We start from the raw sequence: 18030 nt of genomic DNA on the forward strand, positions 1-18030 counted from the left end.
GTGCTCGCGGCGGTTAGAAATACAGAAATTAGCGGGTGATCTGGTCGTTTTTGATCGGTTTGCCGCTTTCAAAATCGGCAGGGGCTGAAGTCAGCCTGAAATACAGGGCTTTTTCAGACCATCCTTAGGTCGAGATTAAGCGGGGCCAGGTCTATTTTGACTTCCGCGCCGCCGGCGCGGTCGGCCAGATGCACCTGATAGTCGCGCAGTTGCACGTCACGCAGGATTACCTGCCAGGGTTTGCTGGGCTCTTCCGGCTGGTCGGCAGTGGCGGTTTCCAGGTCAGCGGATTGCTCTGCGGTGGTCGGTTCGCTTGGCTCTTTTGCCGGTTCGGCTTCCGTGGCTGCGGAGCCTGAGCCACCCTCATTTGGAGCTGGAGCTGGAGCTGGAGCTGGAGCTGGAGCTGGTTTGGCGGGTTGGCCGGCCAGCAGCTTCTGCCAGTCGAGCTGGCCATCGGCCTCGCGTGCAGCCCAGGTTTCCAGCTTCTGGCTCCGAATCTTGCCGACGATGACCTGCTGCTTAGCCAGGTCCACGCTGGTTTCGCTTATATCCAGACTTTCCAGGCGCAGCAACGCTTTATCCGCCGGGCTCTTGATGGCAAAGCTGCTGACGCTGAGTTGGGTATTGCTCAGCAGTAGTTCGGTGCCTTTAGCCAGGTTCAGGCTGTAGTCGCTGCTCATATTGACGGTGCCGTCCTCCAGGACCAGCGGCACCGCATCGCGCACATAGGGCCAGATGGCTTTAAGTTTGCCGTCAGTGACTTTCAGACTGCCGCTGGAGCTGATTGGCACCAGGCTGATGCGCCCGGTCCAGTCGATGCGCCCGCCGGTGGGGCCTGTGGCGATCAGGCTCATGTCGGCATTGTCGTCAGGCAGGGTGCTGAGGTTGAACAACTCGAAATTGAGGTCGTCGTAAATAAACTCGATCGGCTCGCTGGGGCGCAGGTCCTGAAAATGCACGTTGCCGCCACTCAGCTTGATCCGCGAAATACGCAGCGGGAACGGCTCGCCGGCCGGCTCTTCAACCGCCGGCTCGGTGCTAGGCGGGACGTTAAACAGTTGCGTTAGATTGAGTCTGCCATCCTTGCCGAACAGCACTTCACTGTGCGGCTTGTCCAGCTCGATATCGGCCAGGTGCAGCACGCCGTTCCACAGGCTGTCGAGTTGCAGGTTGGCGTACAGGCGTTCGAAGGCGATCTGTTGCTGTTCGGCTTCGCCAATCTGCAGGCCCCAGAGGCTGAGCTCAAGGCTGAACGGGTTGAGTTGCAGGCGCTGCAGTGTAGCGGGTACTTCGGCGTAGTGCGCCAACTGCTGGTTGGCGATGCGCAGGCCGATACCGGGCAGAATCAGAAAGCCCAGCAGGCTGTAGAGGGCAACGGCGATGGCAATGGCGCTGGCAGCGCGCTTTATTCCTTTAAGCATAAAAACGTCATCTATCCCGACGAGAAGTGCCTTGGAGTATGGCACGCGTGTGCAGTTCCGCAGAGGCTCTGCGCGGGGATTTTCTGCGAACTTGCGCGTGGATCAGAACTGCAGGATTAGGGTTTTCAGCGGTGGCTGGCCATCTTGTGAGGGGAAGTCGCTTGCCGGCGCCAGCACCTGCCAATCGCGCACCGGGCGGCCGAGCTTTTCTGCGCAGCGCAGCACCTGCTCCCGCCAATCGGCCATGGCGACTTTTGCCAAGTTGTTGCAGCAGATCAGCACACCATCATCGGCGGTGGCGAGGACCGCCGGCTTGAGCAGGCTCTGGTAATCACGCAGCAGGTCGACGGTGCCGAAAGCGCTCTTGGCCCAGGCGGGTGGGTCGAGCAGTACCAGATCAAACTGACGTTGCTCAAGGCGCGGATAGTGCGGCAGCTTCTGCCCGCGACGGGCGTTGATCGGCAACCCGGCTAGTTGGCGAATCGCCGGAAAGTAGTCTGATTGCACAAACTGCATGGGAGTCAGCTGCGGATTGAGTGCGCCATTCTCGCGGCCGACTGCTAGGTTACCCTCGGCAAAATCCAGATTGAGCACCTCGCGGGCACCGCCTGCAGCTGCACTCAGGCCGACGCCACAGGTGTAGGCGAACAGGTTGAGTACGGATTTACTGGCGCTGTGCGCTTTGACCCAGCCGCGGGCGTTGCGCAGGTCAAGAAACAGCAGCGGGTCCTGCCCAGCATGGCGGCTACGTACGCGGTAGTTGAGACCCCATTCATGGCCGATCAGGTCTTCCAGTGCAGCAGGCTCGGCCTGGTAGACAGCATCAGTGCGGTCGATCCGCGAGTTGCCCTGGGAGCGGTCGTTGTAGACCAGTAGCAGTTGTGTGCCGAGGCTGGTCTGGCACTGTTCGGCCAGTTGCAGCAGTTCGTCGCGACTCAGGCTCTGGTGGAAGCTTTGTACCAGTATTTGCGGGCCGTAACGGTCGACGGTCAGGCCGCCTGCGCCTTCTTGGCTGCCATGAAACAGGCGATAGCAGTCGGTACTTTGCTGATGCAGCTCGGCCAGCAGGTCTTGACGGTTATGCAATGCGGCGCGCAGCGCCTGATCGAGAGAGGGCATGCGCGGCGACTCGAAAAAGGAGGGCGCGCAGTTTATCAAGATTCACCTGCCGGGACGCAGGCTCGGCAAAAACAGCAAGGGCACCCTAGGGTGCCCTTTAATTTGCGAGTGTTATTCGATCAGACGATGCGGTTGATGCCTGTGCGGTCAGCGCCGTCAGCAGCAATACGGTTGCCGCCAGTGCGGTCTGCACCATCAGCAGCGATGCGGTTGCTCAGGGTGCGTTCTGCGCCGTCTGCGGCGAAAACATTGCTGGTCAGGCTGGCTGCAAGCAGGGAAGCGATCAGGTACTTGTTCATCTGGGTGTCCTCGGAAGAGTGGGGTAAGTGGCTACGGGGCTAATGTTGCGCCGCAGCCCGACTCTTGAGAAACACAGGCGGTCAATAGCAATCATCATTGCTGTCGATGGTAAATAAAAAAGCCGGTCCCCTGATTGATGGGAGCCGGCTTTTTTGTCGCAATCACTGAGCGGTGCTATCAGGCCCGTTCGATCGCCAGTGCCACGCCCTGACCGCCGCCGATGCACAGAGTGGCGAGGCCTTTTTTGGCATCGCGTTTGATCATCTCGTGCAGCAGGGTCACTAGCACGCGGCAGCCAGAGCCACCAATTGGGTGGCCGAGGGCGATGGCGCCGCCGTTGACGTTGACCTTGTTGGCATCCCAATTCAGCTCTTTGCCCACCGACAGGGCCTGGGCGGCGAAGGCTTCGTTGGCTTCGATCAGGTCGAGGTCGGCCAGTTGCCAGCCAGCTTTCTCTAGGCAGCGCTTGGTCGCCGAGACCGGGCCGATGCCCATGATCGCCGGGTCGACGCCGGCGTTGGCGTAGCTGGCGATCTTCGCCAGCACCGGCAGGCCGAGGGTCTTGGCCTTTTCTGCGCTCATCAGCAGCACGGCGGCGGCGCCATCGTTAAGGCTGGAGGCGTTGCCGGCGGTGACGCTGCCATCCTTCTTGAACGCCGGCTTCAGTTTGCCCAGGGACTCTGCGGTGGTGCCGGCGCGTGGTTGCTCGTCGGTGGCGAAGGCCACTGGCTCGCCCTTACGCTGGGGAATCATGATCGGGGTGATTTCATCGACGAAGCGCCCGGCTTCGATGGCGGCCACGGCCTTCTGCTGCGAGGCAGCGGCGAAGGCGTCCTGCGCTTCACGGCTGATCTCGTACTTGTCCACCAGGTTCTCGGCAGTGATGCCCATGTGGTAGTCGTTGAAGGCGTCCCACAGGCCATCGGTGATCATCGTGTCGACCAGCTTGGCGTGGCCCATGCGCAGGCCCGTACGCGCGCCAGGCATGACGTAGGGGGCCAGGCTCATGTTTTCCATGCCGCCGGCGATGATCACCTCGGCGTCGCCGCAGCGGATCGCCTGAGCGCCCAGGTGCAGGGCTTTCAGGCCCGAGCCGCAGACCTTGTTCAGGGTCAGTGCGGGTACGGCGTGCGGCAGGCCGGCGAGGATCACCGCCTGACGTGCCGGGTTCTGCCCGCTGCCAGCGGTGAGTACCTGGCCAAGGATCACTTCGTCGACCTGCGCGCCGTCCAGGCCGGTCTGTTCCAGCAGGCGGCGGATTACCGCTGCGCCCAGTTCCGGTGCCGGGATATTGGCCAGCGAACCCTGGAAGCTGCCGATGGCGGTGCGGGTGGCGGCAACGATGACGACGTCTTGCATAACGCGATCCTCACAAGTGACAGGCGCGGCTGGCCGCGAAAGGTCGCTATGGTGGCACAGCGGCTTTGTTTACGGCCAGCGCGCGAACCGACCGGTCAGCCGCGCGGCGGCAGGTTCAGACGTCGGCGTGCGCGGTGGATCGCGCCGCCGCGTACCGCCCAGCGCAGCACCGGGGCCAGGCTATGCACGCCGCTGTGGATCACCCGGCTGCGCGCTGGGCTGATCTGCTGGCCGAGCATCTGCTGCGCCCAATCCGGTAGCAGGTCGATACCGGCCTGCATCAGCAGCTTGGCCGCCGGAGCGGCGAGGGCGCTGGGGGCCGGCGCGCCGAGCAGGATTCGTAGAATCTCCAGCGAGCGTTCGTCGCAGCGCAGCTCGGGGCGCACGGCTGTCAGGTAAGTGGCGACTTCTGCACGTGAGCGCGGCACCTGGGTGGCACCCAGACGTTCGGCGATCAGGGCGATTTCCGCGTAATAGCGGTCCTGATCGGCCTCGCTCAGCTGCGGGTTGCGGTAACGCAGGTGGGCCTGGAGGAAGCTGTGCACCTCGGCCACGTGCACCCAGGTCAGCAGTGCCGGGTCACTGGCGGCATAGGCGCGGCCATCCGGAGCGGTGCCTGTGACTTTCAGGTGAATGGTTTTGACCTTGTCGATCAGCCAGTCGGCATCGGCGCGCGAACCGTAGGTGGTGCCGGAAATAAACTGCCCGGTGCGGCGCAGGCGGCCGAGCAGGTCTTCACGAAAGTTCGAGTGATCCCACACACCGGCCAGCGCCAGTGGATGCAAGGCTTGCAGCAGTAGTGCGCTGATGCCGCCGATCAGCATGCTGGTGAAGTCGCCATGCACTTGCCAGCTCACCGAGTCGGGGCCGAACAGGCCAGGGTCGCCCTGGGGCTTTTCGAAGTCGATTTGCCCCAAGGCGACGCCGCTGAGGCTAAGGACCTGGCTTTCAATGCGACGACGGAGAAATTCCATGGAATAGGCTGTTCGCTTGCAGGTGTAGAGTGGATCGCGCTTTAGCGATCCACCCTACATCCTGGCGCGGTTATCGGTTCAGGCGCTGTTCGATCAACCCGTCCACGACTGTAGGGTCGGCCAGGGTCGAGGTGTCGCCCATGTTTTCCAGCTCGTTGCAGGCGATCTTGCGCAGGATGCGCCGCATGATCTTGCCCGAGCGGGTCTTCGGCAGGCCAGGCGCCCACTGGATCAGCTCGGGCTTGGCGAAACTGCCGATTTCCTTGCCAACCAGGGCCAGCAGTTCCTGCTTCAGCGCGTCGTTGATTTCCACGCCGTTCATCGGTGTGACGAAGGCATAGATGCCCTGGCCTTTGAGGTCGTGCGGGTAACCGACCACGGCGGCTTCGGCGACGGCGTCATGCAGCACCAGGGCGCTTTCCACTTCGGCGGTGCCAATGCGGTGGCCGGAGACGTTGATCACGTCGTCCACCCGGCCGGTGATCCAGTAGTAACCGTCCTCGTCGCGGCGTGCGCCGTCGCCGCTGAAGTAGTAACCGGGGTAGGGCTTCAGATAAGTATCGATCATCCGTTGATGGTCGCCGTAGACGCTGCGGATCTGGCTCGGCCAGCTGTCCTTGATTGCTAGCACGCCGCTGCCTGCGCCCTCAATCTCCTTGCCCTGTTCATCCAGCAGCACCGGCTGCACGCCAAAGAACGGCCGGGTCGCCGAACCCGGTTTGAGGTCGGTGGCACCGGGCAGTGGGGTGATCAGAATGGCGCCGGTTTCGGTCTGCCACCAAGTGTCGACGATCGGACAGCGGCGCTCGCCGACCACGTTGTAATACCACTCCCAGGCTTCCGGGTTGATCGGCTCGCCGACGCTGCCGAGCAGGCGCAGGCTGGTGCGTTCGGTGCATTCGACCGGGTCGCTGCCTTCACGCATCAGCGCGCGCAAAGCGGTGGGTGCGGTGTAGAAGATGTTTACCTGATGCTTGTCGATCACCTGCCAGAAGCGCGAGGCGGTGGGGTAATTGGGTACACCTTCGAAGATCAGGCTGGTCGCGCCGTTGGCCAGCGGGCCGTAGACGATATAGCTGTGCCCGGTGACCCAGCCGACGTCGGCGGTGCACCAGTAGACATCGCCCTCGTGGTAGTCGAACACGTACTTGTGGGTCATCGCCGCCATCAGCAGATAGCCGCCAGTGCTGTGCAGCACGCCCTTGGGTTTGCCGGTGCTGCCTGAGGTGTAGAGGATAAACAGCGGGTCCTCGGCGTCCATCGGCTCCGGCGGGCAGTCGCCGGAGGCTTCACGCAAGGCTTCGTGATACCAGATGTCGCGGCCGTCGACCCAGTCGATTTCGCCCTGGGTACGCTCGACCACCACCACCGTATTGACGGCCGGGCAGCTCTGCAGCGCCTTGTCGACATTGGCCTTGAGCGCCACGTACTTGCCGCCGCGCACGCCTTCATCGGCGGTGATCACCGTGCGGCAATCGGCATCCAGAATGCGGTCACGCAGCGCGTCAGGGGAGAAGCCGCCGAACACCACCGAATGCACCGCACCGATGCGCGTGCAGGCGAGCATGGCGTAGGTGGCCTCGGGGATCATCGGCATATAGATGCACACTCGGTCGCCCTTTTTCACTCCACGGCTTTTCAGCACGTTGGCCAGGCGACTGACGTTGTGGTGCAGTTTCTTGTAGGTGATATGTGCCGATTCGCTGGGGTTGTCGCCTTCCCAGATCAGCGCGATCTGCTCGCCGCGCTGCTGCAGGTGGCGGTCGATGCAGTTGTAGCTGACGTTCAGCTGCCCGCCCTTGAACCAGGAGCCCGAGCCGCTGAGCAGGTCGCCCTGCTGCACGCTGTCCCAGGGTTTGCTCCAGTCGAGAAAGGCCTTGGCCTGCTCGGCCCAGAAGGTTTCCGGTTGCTCGATCGACTGCTGGTACAAACGCAGGTAGTCGTCGTTATCCAGGTGGGCGCGCTGGCGCACGGCATCGGGCACGGGGTGGCGAGTGATTTCGAACATGGCGGGTCCTTGTTGTTGTGTTCCGCAATGCTCGTAAGGGTGAACCAAGCGGGTGCTTGGTTCAAGTGCTGGCCTTGTGCTTAGCCGGCTTCGATCAGCCGCGATGGCGCTCGCGGAAGTGCTGGATCAGCCCCTGGGTCGAGGCGTCGCTGGCAGGCTCGTCGAGTTGGCCGGTGAGGCGTTGATAGACGCCCTGGCCGAGCTCCTTGCCCAGTTCGACGCCCCACTGGTCGAAGGCGTTGATGCCCCAGATGGCGCTTTGGACAAACACCTTGTGCTCATACAGCGCGACCAGTGCGCCGAGGTTGAACGGGTCGACGCGGTTGAGCGCGAGGATATTGCTCGGGCGGTTACCGGGGATCACCTTGTGCGGTGCCAGACGTTGCACTTCGGCCTCGTCCAGACCCTTGGCGCGCAGTTCGGCTTCGGCTTCCTCGCGGGTCTTGCCGTGCATCAAGGCTTGGCTCTGAGACAGGCAGTTGGCAAACAGCCACTGATGGTGGTCAGCCAGCGGGCTGAAGCTATTAACCGGGACGATAAAGTCCGCTGGGATCAGCTCGGTACCCTGGTGCAGCAACTGGTGATAAGCGTGTTGGCCGTTACAGCCCACGCCGCCCCAGATCACGGGGCCGGTGCTGAAGTCCACGGGGCTGCCGTCCTGGCGCACGCTTTTGCCGTTGGATTCCATGTCCAACTGCTGCAGGTGTTTGGTGAAGTTACGCAGGTAGTGGTCGTAAGGCAGGATTGCCTGGCTTTTCGCACCCCAGAAGTTGCCGTACCAGATCCCCAGCATGGCCATCAGGACGGGCATGTTTTCCGCCAGCGGCGCCTGGGTGAAATGCTGGTCCATGGCGTAGGCGCCGGCCAGCAGTTCTTTGAAGTTAGAGATGCCGATGGCCAGGGCAATCGGCAGGCCGATGGCCGACCACAGTGAGTAACGCCCGCCGACCCAGTCCCACATCGGGAAGATATTTTCCGCCTTGATACCGAATTCGATCGCAGCCTTCTGGTTGCTGGTCACCGCAATAAAGTGCTTGTGCAGCTCGGCTTCCGGGCCGCCCAGGGCCAGGTACCAGTCGCGTGCGGCCAGGGCGTTTTTCAGGGTTTCCAACGTGCCGAAGGATTTGGACGAGACAATAAACAGCGTGGTCTGTGGGTTCAGGCGCGCCGTCAGTTCACGGAACTCGCTGCCGTCGATATTCGCCAGGTAATGACAGCGCACGCCGCGCTGGGTAAAGGGCCGCAGTGCTTCGGACACCAACTGCGGGCCGAGGAATGAACCGCCAATACCAATGTTCACCACTTCGGTGATCGGTTTGTCGCTGTAGCCGCGCCACAGGCCGCTGTGCACGCGGCTGACCAATTCGGTCATCTGATGCAGTACGCGGTGCACTTGCGGAATCAGGTCGACGCCGTCGAGTTTCAGGGTGCGGCCAATCGGGCTGCGCAGGGCTGTATGCAGGGCTGCACGCCCTTCAGAGGCATTGACCTTATCGCCGCTGAACAGGGCGTGAATGGACGCTGGCAGCTGGGCTTGTTCAGCCAGCTGCACCAATAGTTCCAGGGTTTTTTCGTCGATCAGGTTCTTTGAGTAGTCCAGCAGCAGACCGCTGCTGCTCAGGGAAAAACGGGTAAAACGTTGCGGGTCACGGGCAAAGGCCTCGCGCATGCTGAAGTCGTTCATCTGCTCGCGCTGCTCGCGCAGCGCCTGCCAGGCGGGCAGGCTGGTGACGTCATGCGTTTGCTGGAAGTAGGCCATTGGTGCGTGTTCCTTGTTTTGGGTGCGGCGAATCATGCAAAAAAGCCCGGAGTTATCCGGGCCTTGAGTGTAACTGGCGGGTGTTGGGCCAGCATCTACACCGTGGATCAGCCTGGAGTATCGAGGTCGAACGCCAGGTTGTCGATCAACCGGGTGCTGCCAATAAACGCGGCCAGCAGTATGACCAGGCGGCGATCATCAGCGGTGGCCGGACGCAGGCTGTTGGCTTCGCGTACTTCCAGATAATCCGGGCTAAAGCCTGCGGCGCTGTGTTGCTGCTGTGCAGCGGCGACCAGTTTGGCGTAATCACGCTCACCGGCGCGAATCGCTGTGGCCATCTCTTGCAGGGTACGGTACAGCACCGGCGCAACTTCACGCTGTGCCGTATTCAGGTAACCGTTGCGCGAGGACAGCGCCAGGCCATCGTCGGCCCGCACCGTCGGCTCGCCGATAATCTGGATCGGCATATTGAGGTCACGCACTAAGGTGCGGATCACCGCCAGCTGCTGGAAATCCTTCTGGCCAAAAATCGCCAGATCCGGCTGCACCATGTTGAACAACTTGCTGACTACGGTCGCAACGCCCTCAAAGTGGCCTGGGCGGCTAGCGCCGCAGAGGCCTTCAGACACGCCCGGTACGCTGACACGGGTCTGGCCGTCCATACCGTGCGGGTACATTTCCTCGACATCCGGGGTGAACAGCAGATGGCAGCCTGCTTCGACCAGCTTTTCCTGATCGGCGAGCAGGGTGCGCGGGTATTTGTCGAGGTCTTCGCTGGGGCCGAACTGCAAGGGATTGACGAAGATGCTGGCGACTACGAAATCGGCGCGCTGAGCGGCTTTTTCCACCAGTGCGGCGTGACCGGCATGCAGGTTGCCCATGGTCGGGACGAAGGCGATCTGTTTGCCTTCGGCACGGGCCTGGGCGACAGCGGCGCGCAACTCGCGCACGCTTTTAACTGTGTTCATGCAGAAAATCCGTGTTCGGCTGCTGGGAAACTCTGGTCTTTGACCGCTTTGACGTACGCACTGATGGCGTTCTGGATGCTGCTCTGGCCGGCCATAAAGTTCTTCACGAATTTTGGCGTGCGGCCGCTGAGTGAAAGCCCAAGCATGTCATGCAGGACCAACACCTGACCGTCGGTGGCAACGCCGGCGCCAATGCCGATAACTGGGATCTTCACGGCTTGGCTGATTTCAGCGGCCAGTTCGCTGGGTACGCATTCCAGCAGCAGCATCGCCGCGCCGGCTTGTTCCAGTGCCATTGCGTCAGCGCGCATCTGCCGCGCTTGGGCTTCCTGGCGGCCTTGCACCTTATAACCACCGAGGATATTCACCGCCTGCGGGGTGAGGCCGAGATGGGCGCATACGGGTACGCCGCGCTCAGCCAGTTGACGAATTGGCTCGGCGAGCCAGGCTGCACCTTCGAGCTTGACCATGTGGGCGCCGGCTTGCATCAGTGCCGCGCTGTTGTTCAGGGCTTGCTCAAGGGTGGCGTAGGCCATAAAGGGCAGATCGGCGAGAATCAGCGCGCCCTGGTTACCACGTTTGACGCTGGCGGTGTGGTACGCCATTTCGGCGACAGTGACGGGCAGCGTGCTGTCATGGCCTTGCAAGACCATGCCGAGCGAATCGCCCACCAGCAGCACATCGACGCCGGCCTGGCAGGCCGTCTGGGCGAACGTGGCGTCATAGCAGGTCAGCATGGCGATTTTCTCGCCGCTCTGCTTGAGGCTTTGCAGGGTGGTCAGGGTTACATCAGGCATGAAAACTGTCCTCACTCAGGCGTTCAGTCAGCAGTTGTGCTGCTTCAAGTTGGCCTGCATTGGCCTCGAATTGCACCGGTGCGGGGCAACGGGACGCCTATAGTCCTGATGGGGGGGCTCGAAGTCAATTGCAGGTGTTACCGGCTTGTTACTGCCGTTACCGCCAATGTGTCTGGTCGCAGGTAGGGTTATTACTGCTGCGGCTGCATGACCCAGTAGTCGAAGTTGTCCGGAGTTCAGGTCAACTCTGTTTCGCTGAGGCGTTCCAGCCCTGCATAAGGACAAGCCCCAAGCAGTTCTGTCAGGGCGCGGCCATCCGGCAGCTTTAGGTCGGGGGCGATCTCAGCCAGCGGGTAGAGGACAAAGGCGCGGGCGTGCATATGGTAGTGCGGCACGGTCAGGCGCGGCTCATCCAGTAAGTGTTCGCCGAACAGCAAAATATCTAGGTCGAGGGTGCGTGGCCCCCAACGCTCGGCCTTGCGCGTACGGCCCTGTTCCAATTCGATGGTCTGCAGCGCATCAAGCAGGGCCAGTGGACGGAGTTCGGTATCCAGTGCCGCCACGGCATTTACATAGCGCGGTTGATCCGCAGGACCCAATGGGTCGCTGCTATAGAAGGATGACTGGGCAATCAGATCTGTCTGCGGCAGCGCGGCCAGGGCGGCCAGCGCGCTGCGCAGTTGCTCGATCGGTGTGGCCAGGTTACTGCCCAGGCCGATATAGACGCGTTCCATTATTCGCCGGCTGTACTGCTCGAGTTCTCAGCAGCCGGGCCACGTTTACGCTTGCTGTTATTGCGTTTGCGCTTACGGGGGGCACCTGGGCCATCGTCCTTGTTGCTGAGGTCGCGGATCATATTGCGCCGCTCGCTGTCGCTGACATCCTGATAGCGGGTCCACCAGTCGCCCAGGCCACCGGTTTCCTCGCCTGCGCTTTCGCGCAGCAGCAGGAAGTCGTAGCCAGCGCGGAAGCGTGGGTTTTCCAGCAGCATATCGGCGCGTTTGCCGCTGCGGCGTGGCAGGCGTTCCTGCATATCCCAGATTTCGCGGATCGGCATGGTGAAGCGCTTGGGCACCGCGATGCGCTGGCACTGTTCGCTGATAAGTTCGTGAGCAGCTTCCTGCATGGCCGGGATCGGCGGCATACCGCGATCCTGCAGCTTGATCACGCGGGCTGGCAGGGCTGGCCACAGCAGTGCTGCTAGGAGGAACGCAGGGGTGACTGTCCTGCCCTGATGAATGCGTAGGTCAGTGTTGTCCAACGCATTACGGATCAACTGGTCGGTGTAATCCGGGTTGAGTTTCAGCGCCTCGGCGCTGGCCGGGAACAGCTGGCCGAACAGGCCGTAATCCACCAGCAGCTCGTAGGTGTACACCGCGTAGCCGGCGAGAAACAGCTTGAGTACTTCATCGAATAGGCGCGCAGCGGGGATGCCGCCTAGCAGCGGGGCCAGTTTGTAGATCGGCGCGGCGCTGTGTTTCTCGATGTCGAAATCCAGCTTGGCGGCAAAACGTACTGCACGCAGCATGCGCACCGGGTCTTCCTGGTAGCGCTGAGTCGGATCACCGATCAGGCGGATCAGGTGGTTGCGGATGTCGTGCACGCCATTGGCGTAATCGAGGATGCGCTCGGTGCTCGGGTCGTAATACAGCGCATTGATAGTGAAGTCGCGACGCTGGGCGTCGTCTTCCAGGCTGCCATACACATTGTCACGCAGAATGCGTCCGCTCTCGTTACGCGAGGACAGGTTGCTGTTTTCTTCTTCCTCGCCTTCCGGGTGATTGGCGCGGAAGGTGGCGACCTCAATGATTTCACGGCCGAAGTGCACGTGAACCAGCTTGAAGCGGCGGCCAATGACCCGGGCGTTACGAAATTCGGCGCGCACTTGCTCGGGCGTGGCGCTGGTGGCCACGTCGAAATCCTTGGGGTCAATGTCTAGCAGCAGATCGCGTACGCAACCGCCGACCAGATACGCTTGGTAGCCAGCCTGCTGAAGGCGTTCGACCACGCTGATGGCATAGCGGCTGATTTCACCACGTTCGATCGGGTGCTGGCTGCTGCTCAGCACTTCAGGCGTGCTGTGTGAATGGTTGCCACGGCGGGCAGGGGTACGAAAGGACTTGAACAGCTTTTTCAGCATGGGAGGCACTGTTTGACTAAATGACTGGCCAGAGTATATGCCGGCCGCAGGAATGGCGCGGATTCTAGCATTGAGTCGACGATTGATGGAGGAAACGACAGGAAAGGGCGGCAGGCGGGGGATTTGAAGCTACTGGGGGAGCCGAAGCTCCCCCCCAAATTGGTGCGTGCTCTGTTTTTATTATTATGGCGGGCTTGTTGTTTTTGTTGATTTACCCGTTCCATCCAGTCAAGGACTTTTGGAAAACTTCCCAAGCTGGGAATCAAGAGCAAACGGATTGCTTTGGATGCTGACGCTGCAATGATCACGGTGTGACCTAACCAGTATTGGCGCTGCCTTGGGGCAGTTTTATTGTTCTCAGCCTGGTTATGGGGCGTACCCCAACGGCAAGTCCTTTCCAAAAGAATCAGTTAGCTGCGCCTCCGCGTTGTTGTTTTTATTGTGCTGGAGTCGGTACGTCTTATTTTTATTAGGGTTGGAACGTTTTGTTATTGTTGTTGTACTGACCCTAAAGCATACCCCGTGCCAGTTTTTTAAATCCCTTTAAAATCAACGGCTTGATTGTTTGTGTGAGGCACGATGTGGCACAAAAAAGCCGGGTTCTCGTTACCGTAAGACCCGGCTTTTGTTACTAAGTGTTGAAGGGGTAACAGGTGAGGGAACCTCTTGCGGGCGCATCTGTCACCTTGGCGCGCCGCTCTAGCCCGCGGTTGCTCCTGAGGATTTACGCCGTGGGATACCGAGGCGCTGGCGGCGCTCCCACAAACATTTGCGGCTGATGCCGAGTTTGCGTGCCAGTTCGGTCTCGGTCATATGGTCCTGGTGCTCGAGAACGAAGTGCTGGAAGTAATCCTCCAACGACAGGTCTTCAGTAGGTTCGCTCGGCTCATGCCCCAGGCCGCCGCTTTGTGCGGGCAGGCCGGTGAAGTCGTCTTCCAGGTCATCCAGTTCAATATCGATGCCCAGTAGTTCGGCCGAGATGCTATTGCCTTCACAGAGAATCACTGCGCGTTCGATGGCGTTTTCTAGTTCACGCACGTTACCCGGCCAGGGGTAATGGCGAATCGCTTGTTCAGCATCGGCAGCAAAGCTCAATTCCGGGCGGCCCTGGCGGGTGCTTTGGCGCACCAGGAAGGCGCGGGCGATTTCACTTACGTCAGCGCCGCGTTCACGCAGTGCGGGCAGTTTTAGGGCAATCACATGCAGGCGGTAATACAGGTCTTCGCGAAATTGGCCAATCTTCGACAGGCTTTTCAAGTCACGGTGAGTCGCGGCGATCAAGCGCACATCGACCTTCTGTGATTGCACCGAGCCGACCCGGCGGATTTCGCCTTCCTGCAGTACGCGCAGTAGGCGTGCCTGGGCCTCGAGAGGCAGTTCACCGATTTCATCAAGGAACAAGGTGCCGCCGTCAGCGGCTTCGACCAAACCCGCTCGGCCGGCGCTGGCGCCAGTAAAGGCACCTTTCTCATGGCCGAATAGCTCGGACTCGATCAGCGATTCGGGGATGGCGGCGCAGTTCACTGAAATCAGCGGCGCTTTGGCACGGCGCGAAAGGTTGTGCAGAGCGCGGGCGACCAGTTCTTTACCGGTGCCGGACTCGCCTTGAATCAGTACGTTGGAATCAGTGGGCGCGACCTTGCGGATCTTGCTGTACATCTCCTGCATAGCCGCGCAGGAGCCGATGATGCCGATTTCGCCGTTGCTGTTGTCCACCACCTTATCGGCGCTGGCTTTTGTTGTGCCGGTGGCGGGGGCTGGAGCGCTCTTGGCCTGCTGGTGATCGCGCAGGATGCGCGCGACGGCCTGGAGCATTTCGTCGTGGTCGAAGGGCTTGGCGATGTAATCCACCGCGCCCATTTTCATCGAGTCGACCGCCGAACGCAGGCTGGCGTAGCTGGTCATGATCAGCACCGGCGTGCCCTGGCCGAGCTTGATTAGCTCGGTGCCGGGTGCGCCCGGTAGGCGCAGGTCGCTGACGATCAGGTCGAAGCTGGGGATGCTGAAGCGTTCTTGCGCTTCTTGCACCGAGCCGGCCTCGCTGACTTCGTATTGGTTACGTTCCAGCAGGCGACGCAAGGCAGAGCGGATAATGGTTTCGTCTTCGACGATCAAAATATGAGGCATCAATTCGGTCTCTCGACGGTCTCGGGGCATGCCGCTGGGCTAAAGGGCCTGGCAGGCATGCTCGCTGGTAGCTGGTTTAAGTCGCTATGGACGTCGCCTCGACATGCCTCGGCAGGCTGACCCTAATGCGGGTGCCGCGTTGAAGCTCGGGGTCGGCCGGGCTGTCGATTGTTATCTGTCCATAATGCTCTTCCACAATCGAATAGACCAGTGCAAGGCCCAGTCCCGTACCTTTGCCCGGGTCCTTGGTGGTGAAGAAGGGTTCGAACAAACGGTCGATGATAGCCTTGGGAATACCGCTGCCTTCGTCCTCGACGATCAGGTCTACGGTGTGCTCGAAACGTTCGCTCTTGACCCGGATCGCACTGCCCGGCGGTGAGGCATCGCGGGCGTTTGACAGCAGGTTGATCAGCACCTGGGCCAGGCGTTGCGGGTCACCCACCACCCAATGATCGGAGTCGCAGAGATTGAAAAACTGCACTTCAACGCTGCGCCGGTTGAGCGCCAGCAGGGCAATCGCATCCTGGGCCACCTGGGCCAGACACACCGGCTCCTCGCTGTGCTGGTGGCTGCCGGAATGGGCAAAGCTCATCAGCGATTGAACGATGCGCGACACGCGCTTGGTCTGCTCGATGATCTGCTCGCTGATCTCGGTCAGCTCGGGGTCACCTTCGCGTTCTTCGCGCAGGTTCTGCGCCAGGCAGGCGATGCCGGTGATCGGGTTGCCAATCTCATGCGCCACGCCGGCAGCCAGACGACCAATGGAGGCGAGTCGCTCGGAGTGCACCAGCTTATCTTCCAGCATCTGCGTTTCGGTGAGGTCTTCAACCAGCAGTACCAGGCCGCTGTTGCCGGGGGCCAGTGGCTCGTCGATGGCCGCTTTGTGCAGGTTGAGCCAGCGCGTTTGGCCGTCCAAGGCCAGGCGCTGTTTGTGCAAGTGTTCGTCGGGCAGTTCGATAAACCGCTCCAGCAGCCCACGCCAGGGCTCGGCCAAAGTGTTCAGGCGTGAGCCGACCACACGCTGCGCGGGGATTTCGGTGAGTTCTTCCATGGCCTTGTTCCACATCAGGATCTCCTGATCCTTGGCCAGCGAGCAGACGCCCATCGGCAGTTCCTGCAGGGTCTGGCGGTGATAGCGGCGCAGGGTGTCGAGTTCGGCGGCGAGACCGGTGAGGCGCGAGTGGTAGTCCTCAAGGCGGTTCTCGATAAAGTGGATGTCCTCGGTGACGTAGGTTTCGCTGCCAGCTTTATAGGGCAGGAAGGTTTCGACGATGTCCTGGGCCACGCTGGGGCCCATCAGCCCGGACAGGTTGGCCTCGATGCGGTCGCGCAGGCGGCGCAGGGCATAAGGGCGACCTTCATCGAACGGTAAATGCAGGTCGCGCAGGGCTTGCTCCACCTCGTGCTGGGCGGTCTTGGCGCCCAGGGGTTTGGCCAGTTGCGCAGCGAATTCTTGCGGTGAGGCCGCCAGCAGTTCGCGGCGTTGCGGGCGGCGCACGTTATCCACCGCGCAGGCTTCTGCGGCGCTCTTTTCTTCCGGGCTGGCTTCGGTGAACAGTGACACCAGGGTGAACACCAGCACGTTAGCGGCCAATGAGCCGATGGCGGCCAGGTGCCAACTGCTGTCATCCAGCACATAAATGACGTTGAACCAGGGCAGATACAGGCCCTGCAGGTTGCCGAGCATCGGCAACAGCATGCTCACCACCCATACGGCGATCCCCGCCAGCAAGCCGGCAATAAAGCCTTTGCGATTGGCGGCGGGCCAGTACAACACCGACAGAACGCCGGGGAGGAATTGCAGGGTGGCGACGAAGGCGACGATGCCGAGGTTGGCCAGGTCCTGTTCGGCACCGAGCAGTAAATAGAAGCCGTAGCCGGCCATGATCACCAGCAGGATCAGTGCGCGCCGTGTCCACTTCAACCAGCGGTAGATATTGCCTTCCGACGGCGGTTGATACAGCGGCAAAACCACATGGTTGAGCACCATGCCGGACAGCGCCAGGGTGGTGACGATGATTAACCCGCTGGAAGCCGACAGGCCGCCGACATAGGCAATCAGTGCCAGGGTCTGGCTATTCACCGCGATGCCGACGCCGAGGGTGAAGTATTCCGGGTTGGTGGTTGCACCCAGCTTGAGGCCGGCCCAGAGAATCAGCGGCACCGCCAAGCTCATCAGCAGCAGAAACAACGGTAGGCCCCAACTGGCGCTGACCATGGCGCGCGGGTTGAGGTTCTCGGTAAAGGTCATGTGGTACATGTGCGGCATGACGATCGCCGAGGCGAAGAACACCAGCAACAGGGTACGCCATGGGCCTTCCTGCAGCGGCGTGTGCAGGCTGGTCAGCGACGACTGGTTCTGCACCAGCCAGGATTGCAGGTCCTGCGGACCGTCGAACACACCGTACAGGGCATACAGACCGATGGCGCTAATGGCCACCAGTTTGACCACCGACTCAAAGGCGATGGCGAACACCAGGCCTTCGTGCTTCTCGCGGGTGGCGATATGCCGGGCGCCGAACAGGATGGTGAACAGGATGATCAGCCCGCAGTAGGCCAACGCTACGCGCTCCTGCACCGGCTCGCGGGTGAGGATGCCGATGGAATCGGCCACCGCCTGAATCTGTAGAGCCAGTAGCGGCAGTACGCCGATCAGCATAAACACCGTGGTCAGCGCGCCGGCCCAGGTGCTGCGAAAACGGAAGGCAAACAGGTCGGCCAGCGATGACAGCTGGTAGGTGCGGGTGATACGCAGGATCGGGTAGAGCAGCACCGGCGCCAGCAGAAAGGCTCCAGACACCCCCAGGTAACTGGCGAGGAAGCCGTAGCCATATTGATAGGCCAACCCCACCGTGCCGTAGAAGGCCCAGGCGCTGGCGTATACGCCGAGCGACAGGGTGTAGGTCAGTGGGTGACGAATCACCCAGCGCGGAATCAGGCCACGTTCACTGATCCAGGCCACGCCGAACAGAATAAGAAGGTAGGCAGCGCTGATCAGAATCAGCTGGCTCAGGCTAAAGCTCGTCAGCATCACGTTGGCTCTGAAGCGAATAAGGGT

At 61.3% G+C, this 18030-nt stretch carries 12 protein-coding genes and 1 pseudogene; all 13 read right to left on the bottom strand.

The window, feature by feature from the left end; all coding sequences use genetic code 11:
- Positions 1–122: 122 nt before the first annotated feature.
- Positions 123–1421: pseudogene (locus HBN63_RS18190) on the bottom strand (DUF748 domain-containing protein); the annotation flags it as partial.
- Between the two features lie 102 nt (positions 1422–1523).
- Positions 1524–2540 carry a class I SAM-dependent methyltransferase gene (locus tag HBN63_RS18195; protein WP_170050390.1) on the bottom strand — a complete coding sequence of 339 codons (1017 nt, stop codon included), beginning with the start codon at positions 2538–2540 and terminating at the stop codon, positions 1524–1526.
- Positions 2541–2659: 119 nt separating this feature from the next.
- Complete coding sequence (locus HBN63_RS18200) at positions 2660–2839, bottom strand: hypothetical protein (RefSeq protein ID WP_170050388.1); 180 nt, start codon at positions 2837–2839, stop codon at positions 2660–2662.
- A 178-nt stretch (positions 2840–3017) separates the two neighbouring features.
- Positions 3018–4199: an acetyl-CoA C-acetyltransferase gene (locus HBN63_RS18205; protein WP_170050391.1), complete on the bottom strand. Its 1182-nt coding sequence runs from the start codon at positions 4197–4199 to the stop codon at positions 3018–3020.
- 95 nt (positions 4200–4294) lie between these two features.
- A complete protein-coding gene (locus HBN63_RS18210; RefSeq protein ID WP_170050392.1) occupies positions 4295–5173 on the bottom strand; it encodes an oxygenase MpaB family protein in 879 nt (292 codons plus the stop codon).
- 70 nt (positions 5174–5243) lie between these two features.
- Positions 5244–7181 carry an acetate--CoA ligase gene (gene acs, locus HBN63_RS18215; RefSeq protein ID WP_170050393.1) on the bottom strand — a complete coding sequence of 646 codons (1938 nt, stop codon included), beginning with the start codon at positions 7179–7181 and terminating at the stop codon, positions 5244–5246.
- A gap of 94 nt (positions 7182–7275) precedes the next feature.
- A complete protein-coding gene (pgi, locus tag HBN63_RS18220; RefSeq protein WP_170050429.1) occupies positions 7276–8940 on the bottom strand; it encodes a glucose-6-phosphate isomerase in 1665 nt (554 codons plus the stop codon).
- 107 nt (positions 8941–9047) lie between these two features.
- Positions 9048–9908 (bottom strand): pantoate--beta-alanine ligase, encoded by an 861-nt coding sequence (gene panC / locus HBN63_RS18225; protein WP_170050394.1) that lies wholly within the window; start codon positions 9906–9908, stop codon positions 9048–9050.
- Positions 9905–10705: a 3-methyl-2-oxobutanoate hydroxymethyltransferase gene (panB, locus tag HBN63_RS18230; RefSeq protein WP_160088666.1), complete on the bottom strand. Its 801-nt coding sequence runs from the start codon at positions 10703–10705 to the stop codon at positions 9905–9907. Before panB ends, panC begins: the two co-directional genes overlap by 4 nt.
- A 236-nt stretch (positions 10706–10941) precedes the next feature.
- Positions 10942–11439 carry a 2-amino-4-hydroxy-6-hydroxymethyldihydropteridine diphosphokinase gene (gene folK / locus HBN63_RS18235; protein WP_170050395.1) on the bottom strand — a complete coding sequence of 166 codons (498 nt, stop codon included), beginning with the start codon at positions 11437–11439 and terminating at the stop codon, positions 10942–10944.
- Positions 11439–12845 carry a polynucleotide adenylyltransferase PcnB gene (locus HBN63_RS18240; RefSeq protein WP_170050396.1) on the bottom strand — a complete coding sequence of 469 codons (1407 nt, stop codon included), beginning with the start codon at positions 12843–12845 and terminating at the stop codon, positions 11439–11441. Before HBN63_RS18240 ends, folK begins: the two co-directional genes overlap by 1 nt.
- A 699-nt stretch (positions 12846–13544) precedes the next feature.
- On the bottom strand, positions 13545–14972 hold the full coding sequence (locus tag HBN63_RS18245; RefSeq protein ID WP_170050397.1) for a sigma-54 dependent transcriptional regulator: 1428 nt from the start codon (positions 14970–14972) through the stop codon (positions 13545–13547).
- 76 nt (positions 14973–15048) lie between these two features.
- Positions 15049–18003: a sensor histidine kinase gene (locus HBN63_RS18250; protein ID WP_170050398.1), complete on the bottom strand. Its 2955-nt coding sequence runs from the start codon at positions 18001–18003 to the stop codon at positions 15049–15051.
- Positions 18004–18030 lie beyond the last annotated feature (27 nt).

Origin of the sequence: Pseudomonas sp. WS 5011 (assembly GCF_012985775.1) — a bacterium.
Taxonomy (GTDB): Bacteria; Pseudomonadota; Gammaproteobacteria; order Pseudomonadales; family Pseudomonadaceae; genus Aquipseudomonas; species Aquipseudomonas peli.